Genomic DNA, 24,316 nt, shown 5'->3' with positions numbered 1-24,316 from the left:
TTAGTTACTATATACCCGCTAACACATTAACAGACACTAATAATTATGAAGTTTTAATGGCATATTAAGACCATAATTTTTTAGAGGAAGGTGATTGTATGTCAAATGAAGACAAAAGTCAGCACGGTGGTGGCAGACCTGAGATGATTGACAACGGAGTCATTGTTAAACGTAAAGGTGATGATTGGATTGTGTATTTAATTAATCATGAAAATGATTACGAAACCTTTGCGACTGAAAAAGAGGCATTGGAACGAGCAGATGTTATATCAGATGAACATGAATCGTATGTACAAGTGTTGGGTGAAGATGGCGATATTAATGAAAATTTCACCTATGATGATGTGACATAAAAAAGCAGTGGCAATTTTGCCACTGCTTAAACTTTACCCACCAAAGAAGAAATCGACGATGTTGCCTGCTTTTGAAGAATCACGGTTATAAAATTCTGAGTAACCACAGTTTTTACAATAGATGACTGTAAAATTATTGCTTTGAACATCAAACATTTTAGAAAGACCAGATCCTGTCATGGATACTTTCTTTTCACCTACATCGTATTGTCCGCATTTAATGCAACCGTCTGCCATTTAAAATTCCTCCTTTTCCTTCCAATATACCCTTCTATGCGTTGGTATAAAACGTTTCTACAATACAGTTAAGAAAATTTTTATCTAATGATATTAGTTTAACCATGTTTGCATTTGGTTAAAAAAGGAATAGGTATAATAACATACTAAGGAGGTGCCTAACTATTGCCATTTGATCGAACAGATTATCCGAGTTCCTTGAAGAATTTGAATGAAGCGACAAGATTAAAAGCCATTGAGATTATGAATGCGATGTTAGATGAAGGCTATGATGAAGATGAAGCGATTCCAATTGCGACGGAACAAGCTAAGGAATGGTATGCTAATGCGAATGGGCAAGAGAGACAAGAGATGCGAGATAAATCCGCAAAAGAATTAAAAAAACATGATGATCACAACAGCAGACCGGAGTTAATGGATAAAGGTGTAAAAGTCTTTAAACAAAAGGATGAATGGGCTGTAAAGACTAAAACAGCTAAACGACCATCTGATTTATATAATAAAAAAGATGATGCCATTGAACGTGGAAAAGAAATTGCGAAAAATAAAGAAACATATTTAGAGGTTTATGACCAGGATGGAAATGTGCAGGATAAATTTGATTATAGTAATTAAATAAAAGTACTTGAGTCTGTGCTCAAGTACTTTTACATAATGCTTATTGATTAGTGGCCGATACCGAAAAATTAGTATCCGATAAATCGATTTAGTGACCAATACTGCTGAATTAGTGACCGATATTTTAACATTTAACCAGTGCGAAGTCGAATGCATCAATCGAAATGTTACTGTTCACTACTTGATTCGTCAATAAGTTAGTTGAACCATCATAATCTTGAGGTAATGAGACGTTTAAGGTGTGTGCACTATTATTAATCACGACTAAAATTCGCTCATCAGAATTACAACGCTCATACATGACATAGTTTTCATCATTATTAGTTTCCACAAACCTAAATTGTCCTTCGCCTCGCAACAATGGTTCTTTATGTCTTAAAGCAATCATTTCCTTGAAAAACTCCAGCATGTCCTGATCCTGCTCATCTTCATCCCATACCATACACTTACGACATCCAGGGTCTTCACCACCGGTCATAGCAATCTCGTCACCGTAATAAATACAAGGCGTCCCGATAAATGTTAGCTGAAATAAATACATAAGTTTGGCTAAGTTTTTATCACCGTCAGTACGTGTCAATACTCGTGGGGTATCATGACTGCCTAGTAAATTAAAGGCGACTTCATTCACATTCTCTGGGTAAGCTGCAAGCACGTTGTTAATCTGATTAGCAAACTGCTCGGAATTAATGGATTGTCTTGCGAAAAAGTTCAACGTAGCTTCAGTAAATGGATAATTCATAACTGCATCAAACTGATCCCCTTGAAGCCAAGGCATCGAATCATGCCAAATCTCACCTAAAATATAAACGTCTTCTTTTACGGATTTAACCTCTTGGCGGAACTCTCTCCAAAATTGGTGGTCAATTTCATTGGCTACATCTAAGCGCCAACCATCGATATCGAACTCTTCAACCCAATATTTTGCTACATCTAAAAGGTATTTTTTAACCTCTGGATTTTCTGTGTTCAGTTTAGGCATTTCTGGTACAAAAGCAAACGTGTCATAGTTAGGCCGTGGCTCAAATTGTAATGGAAATTCTTGAATGTGGAACCAGTCGGCGTACTTGGATTGAGCACCATTTTCAAGCACATCTTGAAATGGTTCAAAGTAATACCCACTATGATTGAATACTGCATCGAGCATAACCCGAATTCCCTTTTCGTGACATTTCCCAATTAACTCACGGAACTTGTCTTTATCTCCAAACTGCGGATCAATTTCAAAGTAATCAATCGTATCATATTTGTGATATGATTTCGCCTTAAATATTGGAGTGAAGTAAAGTCCATTAATACCTAGTTCTTCTAAGTAATCGAGGTGGTCAATGACTCCTTGAAAATCTCCACCGAAAAAGTTAGTAGGGGAGGGAACCGAACTGCCCCAGTCCAGTGTTCCTTCAGGATCATTACTTGAATCACCATTACCAAAGCGTTCAGGAAAAATCTGATACCAAATGGTGTCTTTGACCCACGTTGGTGCATCAAACACGTCAATAGGATTTAAAAATGGAACTTTGAAAAAGCAAGGCGGATAGTTTTTAGGGACTTCATTATAGTAGCCTCGCTCTGTAAAAATAACTGGTTTTGCATTTTTATTTTCTGTTAATGAAAATACATAGTGTGTTCGTCGATTGATTGTTTTAATAGCGGCAAACCAATAATCATACAGCTCGTCTTGATAGGCTACGTGCATGTTTTTTTCATAAAGGTTCGGTTCTTCATTTGTCCAGTCAAATGGGTCCCCGTAAACTAACGTCACTTGTGATAAGTCATTTTTCTTTGTACGTAATTTAATATGTAATGTTTCGTTATCGTAAGGGTAAGCATAATTGTTTTTCGGACGATGGTCGATCGCTTCTTTTAACATAATTTGTCTCCTTTTATCTAAAATTGTGCAATCGTTTTCATTTGAAATCATCATGGCATATATAATCTGATCGCGCAAGAAAATTTTATTTTCTGAAAAATCTCTAAGTGCAAATGCGACTAGGTCAAGGTTTGTGTCTTTTGATAAGCAGATAGGTACTATAATTATAGAAAAATAGTGTTGCAATTTTATAGATTTGCCCAGTATAATATATTTAAATCGTGCAAACGTTTTCATTACATACACACAGCAATTGTAATCGCTTACTTAATGAACCGTAATGCAAACGGTTGCGTAAATTTTGTGTCACACAACATATTAAGGGGGATTTTTTCTTATGAAGAAAAGCTTGTTATTAATCGTGGCTCTTATGGCTTCACTACTTTTAGTGTTAGCGGCATGTGGGCCTGATCGTGAATCTTCTGATAGCGATCAAACAGAAGAGAATGATAATGAAAGTAACAGTAATGAAGAAAATTCTGAAGATGAGGGTTCTGATGCGGAAGCAGAAAAACCTGAGGAATTATTAGTTTGGGCTGACAAAGAGAAAGCTGTAGGTATTGAAGATGCAGTAGCGGCTTTCGAAGAAGAACATGGTATTAAAGTAAATGTTGAAGAACTTGAAATGGCTACGAAGCAAAAAGAACAGCTTCGTTTAGATGGTCCTGCTGGAACTGGTCCTGATGTTATTACTATTCCACACGACCAAATTGGTATGCTAGCAACTGAAGGTTTAATTGCACCATTAGATGTTGAACAATCTGTACTTGATATTTATACAGATTCTTCTCTTCAAGCAATGACGTTTGAAGGTGAAGTTTACGGTTTACCAAAAGCGACTGAAACACCAGTCTTTATCTATAACAAAGAGCACTTAGATGAAGCTCCGGAATCATTTGATGAACTTTACGAGTTTGCTCAAGATTTCAATGACGGTGAAAAATATGCATTCTTAGCATTATGGGATAACTACTATTTCGCACATGGAATTCTAGCAACTTATGGTGGTTATGTGTTCAAAGATAACGATGGTACGTTAGACTCTACTGATATCGGTCTAAACAATGAAGGTGCTGTAGAAGGTGCTGAATACATTCAAAAATGGTACGAAGAAGGTTTATTCCCAGAAGGTATTATTGGAGAAAGCGGTGGATCTGCTCTAACAGGTCTATTTGATGATGGTAAAGTAGCTTCAAAAATGGATGGTCCATGGTCAGTACAAGGTATGCGTGAAGCAGGTATCGACTTCGGTGCTGCTCCAATGCCTAAACTACCAAATGGTGAGTATGCTCAAACATTTGTTGGTGTGAAAGCATGGAACGTAAGTGCTTATTCTGAAAACCAAGAGTGGGCAACTAAGCTAATCACTTTCTTAGCTAATGAAGAAAACTCTAAGAAGCGTTTCGAAGTTACTTCAGAGATTCCTCCAGTAGCATCATTAATCGAAGACCCGATAATTGCTGAGAATGAAGTAGCAAAAGCTGTAGCTATTCAGTCTCAGCGTGGTGTGCCAATGCCAAATATCCCTGAAATGGGTCAGGTTTGGGGACCAATGGCAACTGCACTTCAGTTAATCGCAATGGGGGATCAAGAGCCTAAGCCAGCATTAGATGATGCAGTTAAAGCGATTAAAGAAAACATTAAAGCAAGCCAGAGTGAATAATAAATGAGTGGGTGGTACTTTATGTACTGCCCATTCCTATACATATTAAAATAAGCGAATGCACATGAAGTTCGCTTTTCTATTTTCCCTCTACAATGAGTTGGAAAGGGAGTATATAAGATGGACATAACTGAAGCTAAAACCAATCATAAAAAAATAGCAACTTATTTATCCATATTTCCTGGTGCTGGACAGTTCTATAATAGGCAGTTCATTAAAGGATCGGTGTTTTTATTTTTAACGATTATCTTTATGTCAGCATTTTGGGACATTATTGATATTGGGTTATGGGGGATTGTCACATTAGGTGAAATTCCTATGGAAGACCATTCGATCTTTCTATTAGTACAAGGTATCATCGCTCTATTAGTGATAGCAATTGGAATTACCATTTATGTCATTAATTTAGTTGATGCCTACCGAAATGGTAAACGCCGCGACCTTGGGTTTGAAAAGAATTCAATACGTCAGCAATATCAAAACTTAATTGATACAGGCTTCCCTTATTTAATGCTTTCTCCAGGATTCTTTTTGCTTATTTTTGTTGTTATTTTTCCAATTTTATTTGTGATTTTATTATCATTCACAAACTATAGTATATCTAATTCTCCACCTGCCAAGTTAGTAGATTGGGTAGGCTTTGATAATTATATTGATATTTTTAAAATGGATACATGGCGACACACATTTTTTAATGTGTTTAAGTGGACCATTATCTGGACGTTTGCTGCGACTACATTACAAATTGCAGTAGGTATTTTCTTAGCTGTTTTAGTTAATCAAAAAGAATTAAAGTTCAAGAAAATGATTCGTACCATTTTCATTTTACCTTGGGCGGTTCCGGCATTTGTATCTATCCTAGTATTTGCTGGTATGTTCAATAACACGTTTGGTACGATTAATAACGACATTTTAGCCTTTCTTGGAATTGGTCCAATTTCTTGGATGACTGATCCATTTTGGACTAAGTTCGCATTAATTATGATTCAGTCGTGGTTAGGTTTTCCTTTTATATTTGTAATGGTAACGGGTGTTTTGCAGTCCATTCCAAATGAATTATATGAAGCAGCTCAAGTTGACGGGGCGTCCATGTGGCAAAAGTTTAAAAACATTACATTTCCAATTGTGATGTATGCGACAGCTCCCATCATGATTACACAGTATACGTTTAACTTTAATAACTTTAACGTCATTTTCTTATTCAATGGTGGTGACCCGGCAGTCGTTGGTCAAAACGGAGCTGGTGCAACGGACATATTAATATCCTGGATTTATAAATTAACCTTAGAAGTTGGTCAATATGGGAAGGCCGCTGCGATAACGATGATGTTATCATTAGTGGTTATTACAGTGGCGATTTGGCAATTTAGAAGAACGAAGTCATTCCAAGAAGAGGACATGATGTAATATGAACATGAAAACTCAAAGATTAATAAGGTTAACATTATCATATTTTGCAATTGCAGTTGTGACGATGATCATCTTATATCCGGTACTGTGGATTATTGGATCATCATTAAATCCAGGTAATAGTTTATCAGGTTCGAGTATGTTTCCTGATGATGCAACGTTTAAACATTATAAAGAGTTATTTAATACCGAAGAAAGTGATTACTTGATTTGGTATTGGAATACGTTAAAAATCTGCTTTTTAACAATGGTTATTACAGTAACGATGATTGCGTTTATGGCTTATTCATTCTCAAGGTACCGTTTTATTGGACGTAAATATGGTTTAATGACATTTTTAATCCTTCAAATGATTCCAAACTTTGCAGCGTTAATTGCCATTTATGTCTTGGCAGTTGTGACCGGTTTAATCGACACCCACATTGCATTAATTTTAATTTATGTCGGTGGGCTGTTGCCGATGAACACATGGCTTGCAAAAGGGTATTTTGAAACGATTCCCAAAGAGCTGGATGAGTCAGCTAAAATGGACGGAGCAGGTCATTTCCGTATTTTTTGGACGATTATTCTGCCACTTGTTAAACCAATCTTGGCGGTGATTGCGCTATTCGCTTTTATTACGCCATTTACGGATTTCATCTTAGCTAGAGTGATCTTAAGAAGTACAGACAATTATACATTGGCTGTAGGTTTATATGATCTTGTCGCGAATAATTTTGGGGCTGAGTTTACGAAATTCGCAGCAGGTGCGGTATTAATCGCCATTCCAATTTCAATTTTATTCTTATCTTTACAACGATACCTCATTTCAGGTTTGACTTCTGGTGGTACCAAAGGATAAGAGTTTACCAGATTAATTGAGTCCCGGCTTTCCTCCCCTTTGTTAAATATGGCTCTTTTATAGCTTAATGTTGAAAACAAAGAAAACAGATATTACTAAGAAAAGCGAAGGGCGGCGACTCCTGCGGGAACAGCGCGAGCCGAAAATCACGCAAAACGAACGGCAGTGAGTTTTGGGAAGTTGAGGCCGTGCCCGCGGAAAGCGTCCGCCTGTAGCGATTCGCAGAATTACTGAGCCAAGTTTTTCAGCCGGGACTATTTTTTACATAACATAGAACATTCGTAGAGTAGGTGAGAACATGCAAGATACGAGCTTTGCCATTCATCCAGGTAATAAAAAGAAATTAGAACATACAACATTTCATGATATTGGTAATGTAAAAAGTGTTAATCAAAAAGAACACATCACAGTTATAGAAGCAGAAGAAGGATTTGTTAACATCTTGTTTTATCGTCAAGATATTGTGAGAGTGGTGATGAATCCTCACAATCCCCCTGAATTAGAGGGGAGTTATGCGGTTGACGTTGAACCGAGAGTGGTTGATTTAAGCTTTGAAGAAAATGATCAAGAGATTACTTTGTCCTCGAAAAGTTTAATCGTGCGAGTACAAAAGCAGCCATTAAGAATCTCGGTCTTAGATGTAGATGGAAACAATCTTGTGTCAGAAACAGAAAAAGGTATGGGTTATAACAATGAAGGTCATGTGGTTTGTTTTAAAGAAGCGAATCAAGATGACCACTACTACGGTTTTGGTGAGAAAACCGGCTTTTTGGATAAGCGTGGAGAGAAGTACACGATGTGGAATAGTGATGTGTATGCCCCTCATAACCCTGAAACGGACCCTTTATATGAATCAATCCCATTTTTTATGACATTAAGACAAGGTCGAGCGACAGGTATATTCTTTGATAATACGTTTAAAACGACTTTTGATATGCGTATAGAGCAGTCAGAGACTTATAGTTTTAAAGCAGAAGGTGGACAAATTGACTATTACATCTGTGCGGGACCAACCCCTAAGGACGTCTTAGAGCAATATACAGAACTGACAGGACGAATGCCATTACCACCTAAGTGGGGACTAGGCTACCATCAATCTCGTTACAGCTATGAAACTGAAGCTGAAGTACGTGAGCTTGTGAATCATTTTATAGAAAAAGAGATTCCGGTTGATGCCATTCACTTTGATATCCACTATATGAATGGGTACCGAGTGTTTACCTTTGATCATGACCGTTTTCCAGATCCGAAAGGCCTTATTTCTGATATGAAGGAAAAAGGTATACGTACAGTGCCAATTGTTGACCCTGGCGTAAAAGTCGATGCAGAATACTCAACTTATGTGGAAGGTGTAACGAATGATTTATTCTGTAAGTACGTAGAAGGGAACATATTCTATGGAGACGTTTGGCCAGGAAAAAGTGCATTCCCTGATTTTACAAAAGATGAGACCCGAGAATGGTGGGGTAAAAAGCATTCGTTTTACACAGACAAAGGGATCGAAGGAATTTGGAATGACATGAATGAACCTGCTGTGTTTAATGAAACAAAAACGATGGACCTTGAAGTTATGCATGACAATGACGGTAATCCGAAAACGCATCGTGAGCTTCATAATATATACGGATTACTTATGGGTGAGGCAACGTATGACGGGATGAAAGAATTGCTTAATGGAAAGCGTCCATTCTTGTTGACTCGTGCAGGCTATGCAGGTGTTCAAAAATATGCAGCTGTATGGACTGGGGATAATCGCAGTTTCTGGGAGCATTTAGAAATGGCGATTCCGATGTGTTTAAACTTAGGTGTCTCTGGTGTGACTTATACTGGACCAGATGTAGGTGGTTTCGCGCATGATTCTAATGGTGAATTATTAACGCGTTGGACACAATTCGGAGCTTTTACTCCGTTTTTTCGTAACCATAGTGCCATTGAGTTTGCTTATCAGGAACCTTGGCAATTTGGTGAGAAATATGAGGAAGTTGTGAAAAAGTATATTCAGCTACGTTATAAGTGGCTCCCGCACATATATAAGTTATTTAAGGATGCCTCGGAGACTGGTGTGCCAGTTATGCGTCCATTGTTCTTTGAGTATTCAAATGATGAAGAAACCTATCAGCTATCAGACCAGTTCTTAATAGGGTCGAATGTATTAATCGCCCCAATCTTACGCCCGGGTGTAAAAGATCGCGTTGTCTACTTACCTGAAGGTGTTTGGTATGACTACTGGACAGGTGAAAAGTTTGAAGGTGGCAAACGAATGATTGCTCACGCTGAACTTGATACGTTACCGATTTATGTGAAGCGCGGTGCGATTATTCCTGAAGCTAATGTGAAGCCATCTACACTACATGCTGTTGATGAAATGACTGTGCATATTTATCCTTCTGAAGATGAAGTGTCGTATCAACTATACGACGATGACGGTGAAACATTCGAATATCAGGACAAACAATTTTTTGCACTTGATATAGTTGTTCAACGTGATGACGATCGCGTTGTGATTGATACGTCGTTAGTGAATAACCAATATCAGCCTAAATGGCAAGAGATTACTTATAAAGTCCATGGTATTTCTTCAGATGTTCAAGTGGTATATAATGGAGAGAAAATAAAGGATGCAGCCGAACATGAAGGTTATGTATCTTTCGTTAAGTCTTGGTAGTTTGGGAGTTTAGAGGGGAGTAAGAGACATGACACCGACGATAAAAGATGTAGCTAAATTAGCTAAGGTATCGCCGTCGACTGTTTCGCGAGTGATTGCGAATAATCCTAGAATCAGTCCAAGGACAAAAGAAGTTGTTCGTGAGGCGATGAATGAGCTGGGCTATCATCCTAACTATACGGCTAGAAGTCTAGTAAGTCGAAATACACAAACAGTTGGCCTAGTGATGCCAAGTTCAGGGGATAAAGTTTTTCAAAATCCATTTTTTCCTGAGGTTATTCGAGGGATTAGTACAAAATCTCATGATAAAAACTATGGTATTTATATGACAACAGGAAATTCAGAAGAAGAAATTGCTCAAGGTGTATTTGATATGGTCCAAGGTCGTCGGGTGGATGGTCTTATTTTGCTTGCTTCTAAAGTGAATGATCCTATGCTGGATTACTTGCTTGAGAGAGATTTCCCCTTTACATTGATTGGTAAACCGCATGAAAGGGAATCTCGTATTACTTACGTTGATAATGATAATGTTAAAGCGTCATATGAGGCGACCATGCATCTAATTCAGCTAGGTCATAAACGAATTGCTTTTGTCGGTGGAGGTATGGAGCTGGTTGTAACCAGAGACCGCTTGAATGGCTACTTGGATGCCTTAAAAGATGCAGGAATCGAGCGTTGTGATGATTATATTGTTCACCATGAATTTTTACGCGAGGGTGGGCGAGACGCCATGTATGAACTGATGTCTTTAGAAAATCCACCAACTGGCCTTGTTGTAACCGATGATGTAATGGCGTTTGGAATTGTAAATACACTTGAACAGATGGGTAAAAAAATTAAACAAGATATTTCAATGGTGAGCTTTAATAATGTAATTTTTTCTGAACTTGCTAACCCTTCATTAACGTCAGTTGATATTAATATATTTAAACTGGGATATGAAGCGGCACAATGTCTGTTTGATCAGATTGAACAACCGAATTTATTGCCTCGTCGTATTGCCATCCCACATCAATTAGTGGTTCGGAATTCGTGTGGAGAGGCTTAGATGAAGCGTCTACCTTAGGGTGGACGTTTTTTTTAGTAGGTACAATTGCTAAGAGCGCGATTAATTTTGAATTGTCAGCATAATATTTTTCTTGTATTATGAAACGTAAACGATTACGTAAATGGCGTGACGTTTTAATTTTGGATAGTTTATGTAAACGATTAATTTACTGATTTGGCAGGGTGGAATGCGAATGGTCAATATGACAATAAAAGAAATAGCAGAAATTCTTGGAGTATCTACAGCAACCGTATCAAGAGTATTAAATAAAAGCGGTGGATATTCTGATAAAACTGAAAAGCGTGTGCTGAGCGTATTAGAGAAATACAATTACCAGACAAACGTAATGGCTAAAGGGTTACGCACGAAATCAACGAAAAGTGTCGCAGTGATTTTACCTGATATGGCTAATGAATACTTTGCGAAAATCGCATTAGCTATTGAGAATTATTTAATGCCAAAAGGATATTCAATCAATATTTACAACACGAGTGCAGATATTAATAAAGAACAAGTCATTTTACGTGACCTTCAATCAAGAGGTGTCGATGGTATTATTTATATTTCCGGTGATCAAGGTCTTCCAAATGAATCGTTAAAGCATAATATACCTGTTGTCTGTGTCAATCAATTAGAGGATTTAGGACAGGAAGTAACGGTGATTGAATCTGATAATAATCATGGAGGCTACTTGGCTACAGATTTGCTTTTAAAAAATGGTTGCCAAAATATCCTGTTGCTAAGAGATGAGCGCCATATTATCCCGGTTGATGAGCGCCAAAAAGGTTATGAAAAAGCACTTAAGGAAAATCATAAACCTGTTAAAGATGACCTTATTCGACGTATTTCATTTGATGTGACAGAAGCCCAAAGAAGCATTGAAGAGGTTATAAAAGAAGGAATTATGTTCGATGCTGTCTTTGCCAGTTCCGATCTTCTCGCAATTGGTGCGTTAAAAGCGTTGCAGAAAAAAGAGCTAAAAGTTCCTAACGATGTACAGGTGATCGGTTTTGATAATGTAACATTTAGTATGTATAGTAATCCATCTCTTTCTACCATTCATCAGGATACGCAAGAATTAGGGACTCAAGCTGCGAAATATTTATTTGATTGGATGGAAAAGAGCATTCTACCTTCTCATTCCCGCACAGTGATTCCAGTTGGGCTGGTTAAGAGGGAAACAACAAAATAAACCAGGAGGTGCCTGTGTTGAATCAAGTAGATTTTAAAAAGAAAGCAGCGGGAGAAAAAGCAGCTGAATATATTCAAGACGGAATGGTTATTGGACTCGGCTCTGGTTCGACAATGTACTGGATGTTAAAGGCACTTGGCCAAAAGGTCCGGGAAGGCTTAAGCATTCAAGGTATTCCGTCGTCTATTAAGACTGAAAATTGGGCCAGAGAATTTGGTATTCCTTTAACTAATTTTGAAAAAGTAAACCGTCTAGATCTGGCGATTGATGGGGCTGATGAGGTTGATCCTCACTTTAATTTAATTAAAGGAGGAGGCGGTTCCTTATTGAGGGAGAAAATAGTAGACCAGGCAGCTGATCATTTTATCGTAGTGGTCGATGACAGTAAGCTTGTCGATGAGTTAGGCGCCTTCCCATTACCTGTAGAAGTGGTTTCGTTTGGCTGGCAACTGGTGAAATATCGAATCGAGCAATTAGGTTGTCAGGCTGAACTAAGAAAACGTAACGGTGAGGTTTTCGTCACAAACAATCAGAATTATATTTTAGACTGCCAGTTTAATGTGATAAAGAAACCTGAAGAACTGCATCACAAACTAAAACAAATGCTTGGTGTTGTTGAGACGGGGCTATTTTTCAATATGACAGATAGAGTCATTATTGGGAAAGACAATGAAGTCAAAATTCAAGAAAGATCGTGAGGTTGTGAAGTGTATGAGTGAAATTGATGTATTTACTATAGGTGAAACGATGGTTTTATTTCAGCCTGAACAAATGGCACCGTTGGACTATGTGAGCCATTTCCCAAAGAAGATTGGTGGTGCTGAATCAAATGTAGCTATCGGTTTATCCAGATTGGGTCACTCTGTTGGCTGGTTTAGCAAATTAGGTGAAGATCCATTCGGACGTTTTGTATTAAAAACGATTCGTGGTGAAGGTGTGGATGTTTCAAGATGTCGTTTTACGACTGATGCGCCTACTGGATTACTTTTTAAAGAGCAATTATCACCTAATGATGTTAATGTTTATTATTATCGTCAAAATTCTGCAGCCAGTTTAATGACAGAAAATGACCTTGATGAAGATTACATAGCTCAGAGTAAGATTCTGCATGTAACCGGCATCACGCCGGCATTAAGTGAATCATGCTATCAAGCGGTAATGAAAGCGATTGAGATTGCGAAGAAACATGGGTTAAAAATTGTGTTCGACCCAAACTTAAGATTAAAACTATGGTCAAAACAAAGAGCTAAAGACGTGTTAAATGAAATTGCAGGTCAGGCCGATGTTATTTTGCCAGGTCTCGATGAAGGGCAATTTATGACCGGGAAAGAAAATATCGAGGATGTCGCAAAATCATTAGCACGAAGAGATGACCAGACTGTTATTATGAAGCTGGGAAGTGAAGGCGCATATATTCATACTAAAGATGAGAAATCCTACGTACCAGGATTCCCTGTCAAACAAGTGGTTGATCCGGTTGGTGCCGGGGACGGTTTTGCAGCAGGGATTATTAGTGGTTTATTAAAAGAAAAGCCTTGGCAAGACGTGGTGAAACGTGCTAATGCTATTGGCGCTATGGTAGTGGGGATGAGAGGCGATATTGAAGGACTTCCAACGAATGATTCAGTCAATCAGTTTATGAAACCAAATCAAAATCAACGTGATGTTAAAAGATAAGAAGGAGTGTCAGGAATGAGTCAATTTAAAGTGGTTGTAACAGACTACAATTATGATACATTTGAACCGGAAAAAGAAGTATTTAACAAGATGGGAATTGAATTAAATTTTGAGCAATGCCAAACAGAAGATGACGTCATTGAAAAATGTCGTGATGCCGATGCCTTGCTTAATCAATATGCCCCGATTTCTCGACGGGTAATAGAAAATCTGGACAATCTAAAAGTTGTCGCGCGTTATGGTATTGGTGTAAATACTGTTGATTTAGAGGCAGCAACAGAGAATGGGGTTGCGGTAGGTAATGTAACCGATTATTGTTTGGATGAAGTGTCTGATCATGCAATGGCCTTATTGTTATCAAGCGTTAGAAAAGTGACTCAGTTGAATAATGATGTTAAAGACGGAAACTGGGATTTCAAAATAGCCAAGCCAGTGTATCGTTTGCGTGGACGGACATTGGGACTTGTCGGTTTTGGTAATATCCCACAAACACTTACTACGAAAGCCCAGGCTTTTGGTCTTAATGTAATTGCGTATGATCCGTTTGTACCGAAAGAAGTTGCTGATGAGTTGAGTGTTCGTTTAGTTGAAATAGATGAACTTTACGAGCAATCAGATTACGTGTCAGTCCATTTGCCCCTGAACAATAAAACAGAAAAAATGATCAATCTTGATGCATTTAAGAAGATGAAAAAAGAAACATTTATTATTAATACATCGAGAGGTCCGGTTATAGATGAAGAAGGATTAATTGAGGCGTTGCAGACGAATGAAATTGCAGGCGCCGGGTTAGATGTGCTTGAACAGGAGCCTATTGATGCTGATAGTCCATTACTTAAGATGGATCAAGTGTTAATTAATCCACATGCAGCCTTTTATTCAGTAGAAGCTGAAGCAGAGTTAAAGCGTAAAACAGCACAAAATGCAGCGGATGTATTATCAGGTTATTTCCCTGATTATCTGGTAAATAAAGATGTAAAAGAAAAAGTAAATTTGAAGGAAAAGTAGTTAGCGAATCTACCCTCATCTGTATAAAGGTTGGGGGTAGGTTTTGTTTTATTTCAAATACATTTATGCATGGTCACTTGAGTGGTATAATTAGTGGCGATGAGGTGAACTTCTATGAATTGGAAACTGCAAAAGGATATATTTATCAGCTTTTTTAGGTCAAGCATGTTGGGGTATGGTGGGGGACCATCAACGATTCCCCTTGTACATAAAGAAGTTGTTGATACATATAAGTGGATGAACGAAGATGATTTTAGTGATTTATTAGCTGTGATTAACACGCTTCCTGGTCCTATGTTAACGAAAATGGCTGGGGCAATCGGTTATCGGGTGGGCGGTTTTGCAGGTATGATGGGTGCGTTAATTTCATCCGTGTTGCCTACCGTCCTGATTATGATTTTCTTAATCGGCTTTTTAATTAAATTTCGTGAGTCGCCGGTCGTACAGGGCATGACACAAGCCATTACACCTGTAGTAGGTGTTTTATTACTGCTTTTAACGGTTTCATTTGTAAGAAAATCTAAGACTGAATTAGGATGGATGTTTGCCACGCTACTCATAGGACTGAGCGTGCTTTTTTATGTGGTATTAAATGTTCACCCGGCAATTATAATCGTAGTGCTAATCGGATTCGCACTTATTAAAAGAGCACCAAAGCAAAATGGTGGTGAGCAATCATGAAAGAACTTTGGGAGATCTTTTTAGCATTTTTTATACCTGGAATTGTAGGATATGGCGGGGGCCCGGCATCAATTCCATTGGTAGAACATGAAGTCGTTAAGAACTATGGGTTTATGACAACTACAGAATTTGGAGAAGTGCTGGCGCTTGCTAATGCTTTACCTGGACCGATAGCTACAAAGATGGCAGGTTATATTGGGTATCAAGTTGGGGGAGTAGCTGGATCAACAGTTGCATTAATAGCAACGATTGTTCCTTCGTTAATTGCAATCATTGCTTTATTAGGGCTGTTAAATAAGTTTAAAGATTCACCTAAAGTCAAGCAAATGACAGCTTATGTTCGTCCAACGATCGCAGTACTTCTTGGGGCGTTAGCATTTCAGTTTTTTAATTCATCGTATGCATCTGCCGGTGTTATTCAAACCATCTTTTTGTCCGTTGTTACATTTATTTTACTGGAGAGATTTAATGTTCCTCCGGCTTTTGTTGTAGCTGGTGCATTAGTTTATGGAGCTGTATTCTTATCTTAAAGGTAAATATTTCAATTAAACTATTTCTTAAATCCACCGATAATTTATATAAGTAGTGCAATTGTTCTAACAATTACACAGCAAAACATAGGGAGAGGTGGTTTTTTGAACATTTTTAAGTCAATTAAGGCAAAATTAATGATCATCATGCTTTTATTATTAATCATTCCATTAATTATTGTCGGTTTTATTGGTTACACGAACACTGAGGTGCTGGAGAAATCAATCATTCCAAAGCATGTGCTTGAAGAAGCAGACAGTGATTTTGAACAAACATTTGAAACCTACGAACAACTACTTAATCAAATTACTCAACAGAAACAATTGCAATACGAAACATATTCATTCCCCGAGGGTACGGGTGAAGAGTATGGTCATTTACCAAGTGTGAACGATCCAGCTCAAGTTGATTTTTATTCGGATTATCTTGCTGAGGCAAATAGTAGTTATGAATACATAATGAACTCGTATTTAGCAACTGAAGAGGGTGCAGTATACTTTGCTAATGTACCTCCAAGTAGCGTTGACTTATCAAACTTTGACTCACGTCAACGTGGATGGTATAAACAGGCCCTGGAAAATGAAGGAGAAGTTATTTGGACTGAACCGTACTTGGATAAAATAACTGGCGGTTCCACGATTACACTTGCAAAAGCTGTAACGAATGAAGATGGGGATGTTATTGGCGTTTATGGGATGGACTTCAACATGAGTGCCTTAGCTACAACCCTACGAAATGAGTCATTAATTACAACATTGATCATCTCTGGTATTGCTGTGCTGATTGGTACTATTGTTGTTATTTTATTTGTAAGACGAATGACTAGTAAATTAAATGAGGTTAAAGGCGGATTATCAAGTGTTGCAGAAGGTGATTTGTCACAGCCAGTTATGATTAACAGCAATGATGAATTAGGAGAGCTAGCAGATAGTTATAATCGCATGATAGAAAATATGCATGATTTAATTTCAAATGTCATTGAAACTTCTGAACAGGTGGCAGCATCATCTGAAGAGTTAAGTGCAAATGCTGATGAAACAACTCGAGCATCAGAGCAAATTTCAAGCTCTATCCAGGAAGTATCAAACGGTAATGAAAAGCAAGTTGAAAATGTAAGTCAATCAACTAACTTTGTGGCAGATATCTCTCGAAACATTAAAGATATCTCCAATCGAACAGAGCGAGTAACAGAGTCGTCAATTCATACAACTGAAAAAGCCTCTGAAGGTGAGAAAGTTGTTAACCAGGCAGTTGACCAAATGGAGAGTATTAGTTCGAATGTGACAAACATTGGCGATGTTATCCATAAATTAGATGAGCGTTCTAATGAGATTGAAAATATTTTGCAGATGATCAACGATATTTCTGAACAGACGAATCTACTAGCATTAAATGCTGCGATAGAAGCTGCGAGAGCAGGTGAGCATGGTAAAGGCTTTGCCGTTGTAGCAGATGAAGTGCGTAAATTAGCAGAGCAATCAACGGAATCAACTAATCAGATTTCAAAGATTATCTTTGAAATTCGTGATCAAACGAAATACGCGGTTGAATCTGTAGAGAAAGGTGTTATTTCTGTAGATGAAGGTCGAGAATTGGTTAACCGTGCAGGTCAATCATTCGGAGAAATTTCTAATGCAGTAACTGAGGTTTCTAATCGAATGAAAGAGGTTAATCATTCAATTGAAGAAATTGAAGAGCGTAATGAATCCCTAGTTTCATCAATGGAAGAGTTGAATAATTACACTGACAACACTTCAGGGTTAGCTCAGGAAGTAGCTAGTGCGGCTGAGGAACAGACGGCATCAGTGGAAGAAGTGACTTCTGCGAGTACGGCATTAGCTGACATGGCACAGGAACTTCAAGAGACAGCATCTAAATTTAAATTGTAATTTTATCGAAGGCAGTCCCGTTATGGGGCTGTTTTCTTTTTTGTTAGTACTAAAATTGAAATAGCCCAATAGATCTGAAAAATAAACCAATAGAAATCACAAAAAGACCAATAGGACAGGCAAGCAAAGTAGTCACAAGCCATCATTCGACCTGAAGGTGCACCAAACCAAAATGTTATCCTTTCATGTCGAGTGATATTAATCAAAATTCTACAATATTTCCAAGGAAATATCTTTTTGTCGATATAGAGGAGGTATTCTTTTAATTCATATCACTGTTTCGCTATAATAGGAGAAAAAAGGAGGACTTACATATGATTAACAGCTTGCAAGATCATATAAAATTAAACAATGGTGTCGAAATGCCGGGCTTTGGTCTAGGTGTTTACAAAGCAGAAGAAGGACAAGAAGTAGTTAATGCTGTTCGAACTGCTATAGATCATGGTTATCGTTTAATCGATACGGCTTCTTTTTACGGTAATGAATCTGGGGTTGGTGAAGGATTACGTGAAGCAAGTGTTAAGCGTGATGAAATTTTCGTAACGACTAAAGTCTGGAACGATGAACAAGGTTATGATGAAACGTTAAAAGCATTTGAACAAAGTCTAAATCGTTTATCGCTTGATTACCTGGATTTATATCTTGTTCATTGGCCAGTTACCGGAAAGTTTAGAGAAACCTGGAGAGCCATGGAACGATTATATGATGAAGGTGTTATTAAGGCGATAGGTGTGAGTAATTTTCATGTCCATCATTTAGAAGACTTAATGGTCGCGGCGAACGTTAAACCAACTGTTAATCAGATTGAGTATCATCCTCATTTAACTCAGAAAGAAATGAAAGGATATTGTGAGCAGGAAAATATACAGTTAGAAGCCTGGTCGCCTATGAAGCGAGGCAGACTGTTCGAAGATACTACGATCAAAGAAATTGCTGATAAGTATAATAAGACTCCAGCACAGGTGATATTGCGTTGGGATATTCAAACTAATATTATTACTATCCCTAAATCTGTCAACCCGGATCGAATTAAATCGAATGCTGATATCTTTGATTTTGAACTAACTGATGAAGAAATTTACTCGATTACGGCATTGAATCAAAATGAACGTACAGGTCCAAATCCTGATACGTTTGTATAAATAAAATAAACCAAAAAGGGAGGTGGAACGGGGGAATGAAATTACTATCGTTTCGTTACCGTGAAACCGAATATTGGGGAGTGAAATATGAGGAAGGCATTTATTACTCTGATCAATTAATGACTCATTTCCCGACATTATTATCTGTGATTGAAAATTATGATCACTTAAACCTGAAAAAGGATTTAAATAAGTTCGTTGAGTCTGAAAGTATTGAAATATTACCACCCATCTATCCTAAGAAGAACATCATGTGTATTGGGAAAAACTATAAAGCACATGCTTATGAGATGACGACTCATAATCCAGATTCGGTACCTGAATACCCTGTTGTATTTACGAAGTCACCCAATTCGATTATTGCACATGAAAAAAATATTATGGCTCATGCCAATTTCACCAGTCAGCTGGATTATGAAGGTGAGCTGGCTGTTGTTATTGGTAAACTTGGGAAGGATATAAAAAGAGAAGAAGCTCAGGATTATATTTTTGGATACACTATCTTAAATGATGTGACAGCCAGAGATTTACAGAAGAAGCACCAGCAATTTTATCGAGGAAAATCCTTAGATACATTTGCACCACTAGGGCCTTATATTATGACGAAAGATCATATTGAAGATCCGCAAAACCTCAAAGTCCAAACGTACGTTAATGATGAGTTGAGGCAGAATGGGAATACGAAGGAGATGATTTTTCCGATCGATGAATTAATCGAAGCGTTATCTGAAGGCACTACTCTTGAACCGGGAGATATTATAGCAACAGGTACTCCAAGTGGTGTTGGTAAAGGTTTCAACCCGCCCAAATTTTTGAAAAGTGGAGACACAATAAAAATCTCAATAGAAGGTATTGGAGAATTAGTAAATCAAGTGAAATAAAAATGGTAGCACGTTAACGATGCGTGCTACCATTTTTATATTTAATTTAATTGATTAAAAGTGTCTTTTAATTTATCGTAGAGTTCTTTGTAAATAGTGAATTGTTTTTGATAAACCTCATGGTGGTTAACGTTAGGTTCAATCTCTTGTTTCATTGGAATGGACTGTTTGATGTCTTCAAGTTTATAACCCTCTATCGCCATTAATCCTACCCAAGCAGCGCCCCATGCAGAGCTTTGATGACTTGCTGGGATTTTTACTGGTTTGCCGAACGTATCAGCTAATATCTGCAGCCATAATGACGACCGGGCAAAACCACCACTTGCGTAAATCACATCATGTTGATTTCCAAGTCGCTCTAATGCATGTCCAATGTGATATATAGAGAAAATGACTCCTTCCATACTTGCTCTTATGAGATGTTCTTTTTGATGACGCGGCTGAAGCCCAATATAACTGCCTTTCGCGTTGGCATCCCAGAATGGTGCACGTTCACCATTTAAGTATGGTAAAAATAATAATTGTTCAGCACCAGGTGATACTTTTCCTGCTAGTTGATTTAAGTCATCCACACTGTACTGTTTACCATCACCTGATAGAAGATCTTGTACCCATTTCATGACAATGCCGCCATTATTAGTTGGTCCGCCGGTAATCCATAAGTTATCAGTAAATGAATAGGAGAAAACTTCTTGTTTTTCGTCTAATAAAGGCTGGTCAGAAAATTGTCTAATAGCACCGCTCGTACCTATAGTGATGGCTGTTTCACCTGGGTTTATAGCGCCGATTCCCAGGTTGGCTAAAGGTCCGTCACTTCCACCAATGACCAGAGGAGTATGATTGGAGATCCCCATTTTATCAGCAATATTAGGATTCATCTTTGTGATTTTAGTAAAAGGGGACACTGGTTCAAACAATCTTTGTTCTTCAATTCCAGCTTGGACTAATGCCTGTTGATCCCACTTTAAATCGTGGATGTTGAATAATCCAGTTGCAGCTGCCATGGAATAGTCAACAATCTTTTCACCAAACCAACGATATAATAAATATTCTTTTACAGAAACAAAATAATCAGCTTCATGATATGGTTTAACATCATTGTTTTTCATCCAAACTAACTTAGCTAAAGGGCTCATTGGATGTAATGGGGTCCCAGTTGATAAATAGATATTCGGGTGTTTACGATTTAAAATCGAAGACTCATCTGAACTTCGGCTATCTGCCCAGATGATCGCATTTGATAAGGCTTGTCCATTTTTATTGATACATATTAACGAATGCATAGCTGTTGAAAGGCCAATGCCTATTAATTCAGTTCGGTTAATGGATTGTGTGACTTGGCGGACTGCTTCGATTGTTGAATCTTCTATTTGTGTCGGACTCTGTTCTGCCCATCCGTTATTGGGATGAAGGATCGGGTAAGGCTGTTCATTTTCTGCTGCTACCGTTCCATCTCGTTGAAATAAAATGGCTTTAGAGCTTGTTGTGCCGATGTCTAGTCCTAATACATACTTCATTAATGATACATCCTTTATAAGCGTTTTTTGGAAATAGCATTACGCATGCGTTTAACCGCTGCCTTTGAATATTCAAGATTTTTAATATGATAGTTGACATAAAGTGCATCAATAATACTTAACTCAGCAATTCTAGAAGCCAGAGCTTCTGTACGATATTCTGTTTCTTCTGAGACTGTATACAATGCCAAGTCAACAGCCTCAGACAACGGTGATTTAGCAAAGTTTGTAATAGCTACGGTAAAAGCACCGTTTTCTTTCACAACATCTACAACATCTAAAAGGTCAATATTTGCCCCGGTATGTGAAATGAAGAAAGCCATATTATTTTCAGTTAATTGAGAAGCGGCCATTAGTTGAAGGTGGGAATCTGTATAAACGTGTGAATTTAATCCCAGACGCAGGAATTTATGTTGGGCATCCTGTGCAACAACACCAGATCCACCGTTTCCAAAGAAATAAACCCCTTCTGATTTTAATAACTTATCAACTATTGTTTCAATTGTGTCTGAGTTCTGAATTTCCCTGGTTCGTTCAATCGCTTTAATATTGGATTGAAATACCTTTTCAGTCACTTCCAAAGGTGTATCATTTTCGTTAATTTCCTCATGAATATCTTCAATAGGAGCAACAATCTCTGATGCAAGTGCAATTTTCAACGCCTGGTAACCTTTAAAACCTAATCTCCTGCAAAAGCGGAAGACCGTAGCTTCGGCAATTTCAAGGTCATCGGCAACTTGATTGATGGTGGTATGGATAATTAATTGAGGATTCCGCAATATATATGTAGCAATCTTTTTTTCTTTCTCACTAAATTGCGTCATAGAACCTCGAATGCGGTTAAGTACATGTTTGTTAGTTGTGTCATTCACTATAATCCCTCCGACAATTAAATCTATTTATAGTGTATATGAAATTATTTTTAAACTGAAGTAATATTTATGAAAAAAATTTTAATTCATCTCTTGATTAAAGAAAAATTTATTGTATAATCAAAATCAAGAAATAAATTTTCATTACTCAGTTTTTATTTTTATGAAAGGGGTTACCAAATGCAAGTTGGATTAGTTGGTCTTGGGAAAATGGGATACAACTTAGCTTTAAATCTCATGGACCATGGACACCAAGTCGTAGCAAATGATGTAAATACAGACCAAGTCCAAACAATCTCGGATGCAGGTGCAACGGGAACAAATAGCTTGGAAGAACTTGTAACACAGCTGGAAACGCCTAGAACTCTATGGGTGATGGTTCCGGCAGGTGAGATTACCGAACAGGTCGTTAAAGAGCTAGCCGAACATTTAGATGAAGGGGATCGAATCATAGATGGCGGTAACTCCAACTATAAGGAAAGTCTTCGTCTAGGTGAATACTTACAGGAAAAAGGAATTTACTTTTTCGATGTCGGAACAAGCGGTGGAACTGAAGGTGCTCGTCAAGGTGGAAACTATATGATTGGTGGGGACCAGGAACAGTTTAAACAAATCGAGCCAATATTCAGAGACACTGCCGTTGAAAACGGTTATCTTTACACAGGGCCGAATGGTAGTGGTCACTTCCTGAAAATGGTCCATAATGGTATAGAATATGGAATGATGCAAGCAATTGCAGAGGGTTACGAAATCCTTGAAAAGAGCCCATACGATTATGATTATGAAGCTGTCTCTAAAGTTTGGAATAATGGTTCAGTTATTCGCTCATGGTTAATTGAACTAATGGAAAATGCATTTTCTAAGGATGCTAATCTTGAATCCATTAGAGGTGTCATGAATTCTTCAGGAGAAGGTAAGTGGACAGTTGAAAGCGCTATTGAATTTGAAATGGCAGCACCAGTTATTGCAATGTCATTGATGATGCGCTACCGTTCACAAGAGAATGATACGTTCTCCGGGAAAGTTGTTGCAGCCTTACGTAATGAGTTTGGTGGACATGCAGTTGTTAAGAAATAATCAAATTAATTTTAAAATTTTATTAAAGGGGATGTTTTAAGTGAAAAAATTCTTGCTTATCCTATCACTATCACTTTTAGCACTATTTTTAGTTGCTTGTGGCGGTGGAGATGAAGAAGGTACAGACAATCAGAATGGTGAAAATGAAAGCGCTTCAGAAAATGAAGGCGGCGAGAAAACAATCCGTGCAGGTATTGGTCTAAACTCGGATCACCCACAGTACAAAGGATTATTAAAGTTCAAAGAGTTAGTAGAAGCTGAAACTGATATTACAGTTGAAACTTACCACAGTGGTCAGCTAGGTGACGACCGTTCGATGACAGAAGCATTACAATTAGGTACTCAGGAAGTAACTATTCCTTCTACAGCACCTATTGCTAACTTTGTTCCTGAATTCAGCGTATTTGATATCCCATTCCTATTCCCAAGTGAAGAAGTAGCGGATGAAGTATTAGCTGGAGATGTAGCGCAAGGTTTACTTGAAAAATTAGAAGAAAAAGATCTAGTTGGTCTTGCTTACTGGGAAAACGGTTTCCGTGACTTAACAAACAGTGTGCGTCCAGTTGAAACGTTAGAAGATTTTGAAGGTCTAAAAATTCGTACAATGGAAAATGACCTGCACTTAGCAGCTTTTAAAGAGCTTGGTGCTAACCCAACACCAATGGCTTTCACAGAGTTATTCACAGCATTACAGCAGGGTACAGTTGATGGACAAGAAAACCCTTATGCAACAATCTATTTAGAAAACTTCTATGAAGTTCAAGATTATGTTTCAGATACACACCACGTTTACAGCCCGTTTGTTTTCTTAATGAGCAAACAGTTCTACGATGGATTAACTGAAGAAGAGCAACAAGTCGTCAGAGATGCAGCGAAAGAAGCTGGTGAGCACCAAATCAAACTTAACCGTGAAGCTAATGAAAAGTACCTACAATCTCTACAAGATGAAGGTATGGAATTCACAGAAATCAGCGACGAAGAACGTCAAAGAATGGTAGAAGCAGTACAGCCAGCAATTGATGAGTTCAAAGATGATATCGGAGCAGAAACTGTAGAAGGTATCATGGAAGCTGTTGAAAACGCACAAAGTGAATAAATAAGAATAAGCCCCCACCTAAAACTCTTGCTGTCCATGTTGGCGGCA

General features: G+C 37.9%; 22 protein-coding genes. 18 read left to right on the top strand and 4 right to left on the bottom strand.

The genetic code is table 11. The annotated features are described in order from the left end of the window. Positions 1-98: 98 nt before the first annotated feature. Positions 99-353 (top strand): DUF2188 domain-containing protein, encoded by a 255-nt coding sequence (locus E3U55_RS02890; RefSeq protein ID WP_134338817.1) that lies wholly within the window; start codon positions 99-101, stop codon positions 351-353. Between the two features lie 33 nt (positions 354-386). Here E3U55_RS02890 and E3U55_RS02885 read toward each other — a convergent pair whose 3' ends face one another. Next, on the bottom strand, positions 387-590 hold the full coding sequence (locus tag E3U55_RS02885) for a zinc ribbon domain-containing protein (RefSeq protein WP_134338816.1): 204 nt from the start codon (positions 588-590) through the stop codon (positions 387-389). Between the two features lie 165 nt (positions 591-755). Here E3U55_RS02885 and E3U55_RS02880 point away from each other — a divergent pair, with 165 nt between their 5' ends. Continuing rightward, entirely contained in the window at positions 756-1,205 is a 450-nt protein-coding gene (locus E3U55_RS02880; protein WP_134338815.1) for a DUF2188 domain-containing protein, read from the top strand. A gap of 127 nt (positions 1,206-1,332) precedes the next feature. Here the strand turns inward: E3U55_RS02880 and E3U55_RS02875 are convergent, their stop codons facing one another. Then, positions 1,333-3,078, bottom strand: a complete 1,746-nt coding sequence (locus tag E3U55_RS02875) for a glycoside hydrolase family 13 protein (RefSeq protein WP_134338814.1) — start codon at positions 3,076-3,078, stop codon at positions 1,333-1,335. Positions 3,079-3,415: 337 nt separating this feature from the next. Here E3U55_RS02875 and E3U55_RS02870 point away from each other — a divergent pair, with 337 nt between their 5' ends. The 14 genes from E3U55_RS02870 (at position 3,416) to E3U55_RS02805 (ending at position 19,706) form a co-directional block, all read left to right on the top strand. Then, positions 3,416-4,741: an extracellular solute-binding protein gene (locus E3U55_RS02870; RefSeq protein ID WP_134338813.1), complete on the top strand. Its 1,326-nt coding sequence runs from the start codon at positions 3,416-3,418 to the stop codon at positions 4,739-4,741. A 120-nt stretch (positions 4,742-4,861) separates the two neighbouring features. Beyond that, entirely contained in the window at positions 4,862-6,148 is a 1,287-nt protein-coding gene (locus tag E3U55_RS02865) for a carbohydrate ABC transporter permease (RefSeq protein ID WP_134338812.1), read from the top strand. A gap of 1 nt (position 6,149) precedes the next feature. Further along, complete coding sequence (locus tag E3U55_RS02860; RefSeq protein WP_134338811.1) at positions 6,150-6,992, top strand: sugar ABC transporter permease; 843 nt, start codon at positions 6,150-6,152, stop codon at positions 6,990-6,992. 298 nt (positions 6,993-7,290) lie between these two features. Continuing rightward, positions 7,291-9,657, top strand: coding sequence for a glycoside hydrolase family 31 protein (locus E3U55_RS02855; RefSeq protein ID WP_134338810.1), 2,367 nt, complete (start codon positions 7,291-7,293; stop codon positions 9,655-9,657). A 28-nt stretch (positions 9,658-9,685) separates the two neighbouring features. Continuing rightward, positions 9,686-10,705 (top strand): LacI family DNA-binding transcriptional regulator, encoded by a 1,020-nt coding sequence (locus E3U55_RS02850; RefSeq protein WP_134338809.1) that lies wholly within the window; start codon positions 9,686-9,688, stop codon positions 10,703-10,705. Positions 10,706-10,898: 193 nt separating this feature from the next. Next, a complete protein-coding gene (locus E3U55_RS02845) occupies positions 10,899-11,897 on the top strand; it encodes a LacI family DNA-binding transcriptional regulator (RefSeq protein ID WP_194840801.1) in 999 nt (332 codons plus the stop codon). Between the two features lie 14 nt (positions 11,898-11,911). Next, a complete protein-coding gene (gene rpiA / locus E3U55_RS02840; RefSeq protein WP_323740393.1) occupies positions 11,912-12,595 on the top strand; it encodes a ribose-5-phosphate isomerase RpiA in 684 nt (227 codons plus the stop codon). 13 nt (positions 12,596-12,608) lie between these two features. Continuing rightward, positions 12,609-13,574 carry a sugar kinase gene (locus E3U55_RS02835; protein WP_134338806.1) on the top strand — a complete coding sequence of 322 codons (966 nt, stop codon included), beginning with the start codon at positions 12,609-12,611 and terminating at the stop codon, positions 13,572-13,574. 15 nt (positions 13,575-13,589) lie between these two features. Further along, a complete protein-coding gene (locus E3U55_RS02830; RefSeq protein WP_134338805.1) occupies positions 13,590-14,582 on the top strand; it encodes a C-terminal binding protein in 993 nt (330 codons plus the stop codon). 114 nt (positions 14,583-14,696) lie between these two features. Continuing rightward, positions 14,697-15,263, top strand: a complete 567-nt coding sequence (locus tag E3U55_RS02825) for a chromate transporter (RefSeq protein WP_134338804.1) — start codon at positions 14,697-14,699, stop codon at positions 15,261-15,263. Further along, positions 15,260-15,793, top strand: a complete 534-nt coding sequence (locus E3U55_RS02820; protein ID WP_134338803.1) for a chromate transporter — start codon at positions 15,260-15,262, stop codon at positions 15,791-15,793. The genes E3U55_RS02825 and E3U55_RS02820 overlap by 4 nt, the downstream gene beginning before the upstream one ends. 105 nt (positions 15,794-15,898) lie before the next feature. Then, complete coding sequence (locus E3U55_RS02815; protein WP_134338802.1) at positions 15,899-17,683, top strand: methyl-accepting chemotaxis protein; 1,785 nt, start codon at positions 15,899-15,901, stop codon at positions 17,681-17,683. Between the two features lie 314 nt (positions 17,684-17,997). Then, on the top strand, positions 17,998-18,825 hold the full coding sequence (locus tag E3U55_RS02810) for an aldo/keto reductase (protein ID WP_153801888.1): 828 nt from the start codon (positions 17,998-18,000) through the stop codon (positions 18,823-18,825). Positions 18,826-18,860: 35 nt separating this feature from the next. Further along, positions 18,861-19,706 (top strand): fumarylacetoacetate hydrolase family protein, encoded by an 846-nt coding sequence (locus E3U55_RS02805; protein WP_134338801.1) that lies wholly within the window; start codon positions 18,861-18,863, stop codon positions 19,704-19,706. A gap of 41 nt (positions 19,707-19,747) precedes the next feature. Here E3U55_RS02805 and E3U55_RS02800 read toward each other — a convergent pair whose 3' ends face one another. Together E3U55_RS02800 and E3U55_RS02795 are read right to left on the bottom strand one after the other, a co-directional pair. Further along, positions 19,748-21,223, bottom strand: a complete 1,476-nt coding sequence (locus tag E3U55_RS02800) for a gluconokinase (protein ID WP_134338800.1) — start codon at positions 21,221-21,223, stop codon at positions 19,748-19,750. A 14-nt stretch (positions 21,224-21,237) separates the two neighbouring features. After that, a complete protein-coding gene (locus tag E3U55_RS02795) occupies positions 21,238-22,098 on the bottom strand; it encodes a MurR/RpiR family transcriptional regulator (protein ID WP_134338799.1) in 861 nt (286 codons plus the stop codon). Between the two features lie 177 nt (positions 22,099-22,275). Here E3U55_RS02795 and gnd point away from each other — a divergent pair, with 177 nt between their 5' ends. Beyond that, the gene (gene gnd, locus E3U55_RS02790; protein WP_134338798.1) at positions 22,276-23,172 is read left to right on the top strand and encodes a phosphogluconate dehydrogenase (NAD(+)-dependent, decarboxylating); all 897 of its coding nucleotides are present in this window, start codon (positions 22,276-22,278) and stop codon (positions 23,170-23,172) included. A gap of 40 nt (positions 23,173-23,212) precedes the next feature. Continuing rightward, positions 23,213-24,268, top strand: a complete 1,056-nt coding sequence (locus tag E3U55_RS02785; protein ID WP_134338797.1) for a TRAP transporter substrate-binding protein — start codon at positions 23,213-23,215, stop codon at positions 24,266-24,268. Positions 24,269-24,316 lie beyond the last annotated feature (48 nt).

The sequence above is a fragment of the Filobacillus milosensis genome, assembly GCF_004402015.1.
Classification (GTDB): Bacteria; Bacillota; Bacilli; order Bacillales; family Alkalibacillaceae; genus Filobacillus; species Filobacillus milosensis.
This window is presented reverse-complemented; position numbering and strand designations above follow the sequence as displayed.